The sequence below is a fragment of the Thermotoga sp. genome, from assembly GCF_021162145.1.
GTDB lineage: Bacteria > Thermotogota > Thermotogae > Thermotogales > Thermotogaceae > Thermotoga.
Map to the genome: position 1 here is coordinate 1 of NZ_JAGGZH010000133.1, position 4,200 is coordinate 4,200.

Here is a 4,200-nt window from a genome sequence, read left to right on the forward strand (position 1 = left end):
TCGATCGCCAGAGTTGGAAAAGGTGCTCTCTACAGGAACACTTTCACCATCGTGAAAACAAGAATAGGAACGTTGAGGGTTTTCATGGATGCCATCTTAGGGGAAGACGCTGTGGGTGAGTTGTATACGAAGGTAAAGGCCATCAGGAACGACGATGTGGAAGTGAGAGAAATCCTCAGACTGAACGGAGCAAATGCGAGGGGCCTTGCCAAGACAAACGTTGTTGCACTTGAGAGGGCAAGGGTATCTGTGATAAACGAGGTCTATGGAAATGCTCCACACACAAGAGGGCATGTAGAGTGCCTTGAGATCGCAAAGGGAGATGGAATAGACGTGAGAGCGCTGCCGGTCCTCGTAGTCAAAGACGACACCTCCGAACTCACACACGAAGCATCTATAGGAAGGGTGAACACCAGGCAACTTGAAACACTCATGGCAAAAGGTTTGACAGAAGAAGAGGCAACTGAGATGATCATAAAGGGTATTTTGACATGAGGAAAGTTTTGTTGTAAAATCCATAAACGGATGGGTGCGTAGCTCAGTGGGAGAGCGCTTCCCTCACGAGGAAGAGGTCGCAGGTTCGAGTCCTGCCGCACCCACCAAAGAGGCTCCCCCTGTGGGAGCCGTTAGTTTTTTTAAGGGAGGGATCGAATTGAACAGACTGGATTTTTCCATAAAACTCTTGAGAAGAGTGGGATACTACCTTATGCTCCACTGGGGAAAGATCGATGAGGTAGAAGAAAAAACTGGTTTCAAGGACATCGTAACGAATATCGACAGGAAAGCTCAAGAGGTGATAGTGAAGGAGATAAGAGAGCACTTTCCCCACGACAACGTACTGGCGGAAGAAGGAATATTCGAAAAGGGAGACAGACTCTGGATAATAGATCCCATAGACGGAACGATCAACTTCGTTCATGGACTTCCCAATTTTTCCATTTCTATCGCCTACGTTGAAAAAGGTGACGTGAAAATGGGAGTCGTGCACGCCCCTGCTCTTCACGAAACATTTTACGCCGAAGACAGTGGCGGTGCCTACTTGAACGGTGAGAAAATAAAAGTTTCGAAGAATCCATCTCTCGAAAAATGTGTGGGATCTACCGGAAGCTACGTTGATTTCACCGGAAAGTTCATCGAGAAGATGGAAAAAAGAACAAGGAGAGTGAGAATCCTGGGAAGTGCCGCTCTGAGCGCAGCCTATGTTGGGGCGGGAAAGATAGACTTCCTTGTCACCTGGAGAATAAATCCATGGGACATAGCAGCCGGTTTCATCATTGTGAAGGAAGCAGGCGGGAGGATAACAGATTTTTCTGGAAAAGAAGCGAGTATCTTCTCGAAGAATTTTGTCTTTTCAAATGGGCTGGTTCATGAAGAGGTGTTGAAGGTTGTCAATGAGGTAGTAGAAGAGGTCAAATCAGGGAGGAAGTAATGTAATTTGGTTCAGACCGAATGCAACGCCCCGAACGGTTTGATCTACTGGAAGGGGGAATACCACATGTTTTACCAGTACAATCTTGGAAAACCCAGGTGGGTGAGTATTTACCGGGGACATGCTGTGAGCGATGATCTGGTTCTTTGGAGGCATCTTCCAGTTGCACTCTATCCAGAGAAAGCAGCACATAGAGTGTTTTCCGGCAGTGCTGTTGAATAATCCGGGAAAATGTTCCTTGTGTATACTTAATTTTCGTGAAGGAGCTGTCAACAGTGTATAGCGGAAAACGATGATGAGATAGACTTTCGGAGTACAATGGGAATCCGGTGATTCCAAAACCGCCTGAAGAAGAAATACGTGCCTTTCGAGATCCATAAGGTGAGAAAAGCTGGTGACATGTGGGAGTATCTTCTTTGAGAGTACCAATACAAAGGCGATCGAGCATCCGAGCCCTGGTTACAAAGCTGGCTACGGACAGATCTCTATCCTACGGAAAAAGAGGGATGGAACGGTAGAACTCGTCGAATTAAAATCATTCAGGGTGAGGAAGACTCTGTAAGAAGCTCTTGGAACGTACAAGATAAAAACAAACAAGAATTGTTACGAAGTCTCCTGCGAGCTTCAAGGGAATCTCTTACTGAATCTTCAGAGTGAGCTTGGTGAAGAGGACAAAGTATTCCATAGAGGAGGGCATTCTCAGAGTTGGTACAACACGTTCTGGTATTTCGGAAGGATCCACGAAGGAAGTGAAGGTCCAACGGAGAAAAACTGATAAAACACGTCTTTTTGTTGACTCCTGTTCTGTAGAAATATTTTTCAACGATTCCATTGCACCTTCTTTCAGAGTGCATCCTGAGGATGTTTACAGCGTGTTCGATATCAAAACGCGCCCTCAAGGTGAATATCTATGAATTAAGGAGTGATTTGGTTTTCCGAGTATAAATAACTATTGGGAGTTCTGAGTTTAAAATTCCACTGGGTACTTTGGATGAATCATCTTGTATTATATTACGAGGTGGAACGATGCCAAAAAGATTGTACGAATTGTTGAAAGATTCCCTGATTAGGGAAAACATCCTCCTTGTCTTCATAATATCAGTGGTCGTATCCGTCATAGTTTTCTTGGTAACATATCAGATTGAAGAGGACCTGAAACTGGAGAAACTGAATCTGCTGGAAAGAGAATGGAACAGAGTAATCGATCATTATGAAGATGCTTTGAATTTTCTGGCAGATCATCCTGAGGATTTCAAAAACTCAAGAACTATATTGGAAGTTCTGAAATCAATCCATGAACATTTCGGGGATTACATCGCTTACCCTATTTTCGCCACTCCTGAGGGAGAGTACTTCATCTTTCCATTCTACAATCTCCCAGCTGATTACGATCCGAGGGAAAGACCCTGGTACAGGGCCGCTGTTGAGAATCCTTACTCTGCAGTTATTTCACCACTCTTCACTCACAAGATTTTGGGCTTTGTCACGTTCGCTATGTCAAGAGCCATCCTTGACGAAAACGGAAACCTCCTTGGTGTTCTAGGAATCGACATAGTTCCAGAAAAGGCTATGAAAGATCTTTTACCCTCCGGCGCGTACGTAATGAGAGAAGATGGAGAGATTCTTCTTCAAAACGGAAAGATCTTCGTTTTTCTCAAGCCTGAAGATCTGAAATCGGAATACGGAGCGAAATTTGATATACCGTCTGGAGTTGCATTCTTCAAAAGATCAATTAACAACACGATCTTTGTGATGCAAACTTCTCTTTTCTCTCTTTTGGAAAATTCCTTTCTTCACATCGCGTTCATAATGGGACTGGCTTTCTTTTTGAATGCAGTTGTTCTCAGAAGAACAAAAAGCCTGGTCGACAGAGAACTGAGGAGTCCTCTAGAAAAATTCTCTCGCGTGGCAAAAGAATACCTTCGATCTAGGGTTTTCGATATAACAGGAATATCTTCGAATGTTCTTGAAATCAATCAGATCGTGGACAAAGTTGCTGACATGATCACCATCATAGAATCCCAACGCGAGGAGTTGGAGGCGTCTTACAAAGAGCTGGAGGAATCTTACCAAGAGATAGAAGAAAAGAGTAGAGCCCTTTCTGAAGCGTACGAGTTCCTCGCTCACAAACTGGCAGACATCGTGGAAGGTTTTGACGAACCGACAGGAAGCCACGTCAGAAGGGTCCAAGAAATATCTAGATTTCTTGCAGAAAAGATGAAATTACCGCACGAGCTCATTCATCGGATTTACATCTACTCCCCTCTTCACGATATAGGAAAGATAAAGGTTCCAAAAGAGATACTGAACAAGAGGGGAAAGCTCACTCCAGAAGAATGGGAGATCATGAAAAAACACACCATCTGGGGAGGAGAGTTGCTCTCCGGCAACAAAGAACTGGAAGTGGCAAAGAACATTGCCATGTACCATCATGAAAACTACGACGGAACTGGATACCCATTTGGCCTGAAGAACGACAAGATACCCATAGAAGCTCAGATCGTCAAATTGGCAGATGTCTATGATGCTCTCCGATCGGAAAGACCTTACAAAAGGGCATTGACCCACGAGGAAGCTGTCAGAATTATCCTTGAAGGGGACAGAAAGACCAGTCCGGCCCAGTTTCATCCCAAGTTGATCGAGGTATTCAAAAACCATCATGAGAAAATCAAGGAGCTTTGGGAGAAAGTTTCTGGTGGGAAGTGAATTCTCCTCCGAGGGGGCTTGACTTTTCATCTGATATATGTAAAATACATATATGGGAGGTGAGA

The 4,200-nt window shown here is 44.4% G+C and carries 3 protein-coding genes, 1 tRNA gene and 1 pseudogene; all 5 read left to right on the top strand.

Translation table 11 applies throughout. The features are described 5' to 3' along the window. Positions 1 to 495, top strand: a 495-nt coding sequence (locus J7K79_RS08040; RefSeq protein WP_296907320.1) for a SufD family Fe-S cluster assembly protein, incomplete at its 5' end; no start/stop codon positions are given. Positions 496 to 527: 32 nt separating this feature from the next. Further along, a tRNA-Val gene (locus tag J7K79_RS08045) sits at positions 528 to 602 on the top strand. 50 nt (positions 603 to 652) lie between these two features. Then, complete coding sequence (locus J7K79_RS08050) at positions 653 to 1,429, top strand: inositol monophosphatase (protein ID WP_296907323.1); 777 nt, start codon at positions 653 to 655, stop codon at positions 1,427 to 1,429. Positions 1,430 to 1,435: 6 nt separating this feature from the next. Continuing rightward, a pseudogene (locus J7K79_RS08055) lies at positions 1,436 to 2,343 on the top strand (hypothetical protein). A gap of 112 nt (positions 2,344 to 2,455) precedes the next feature. Next, on the top strand, positions 2,456 to 4,135 hold the full coding sequence (locus J7K79_RS08060; RefSeq protein WP_296907326.1) for an HD domain-containing phosphohydrolase: 1,680 nt from the start codon (positions 2,456 to 2,458) through the stop codon (positions 4,133 to 4,135). Positions 4,136 to 4,200: the final 65 nt, after the last annotated feature.

Coding starts and splice junctions, on each gene's coding strand:
- J7K79_RS08060 (WP_296907326.1), top strand. CDS start 2,456: ATGCCAAAAAGATTGTACGAATTGTTGAAAGATTCCCTGATTAGGGAA.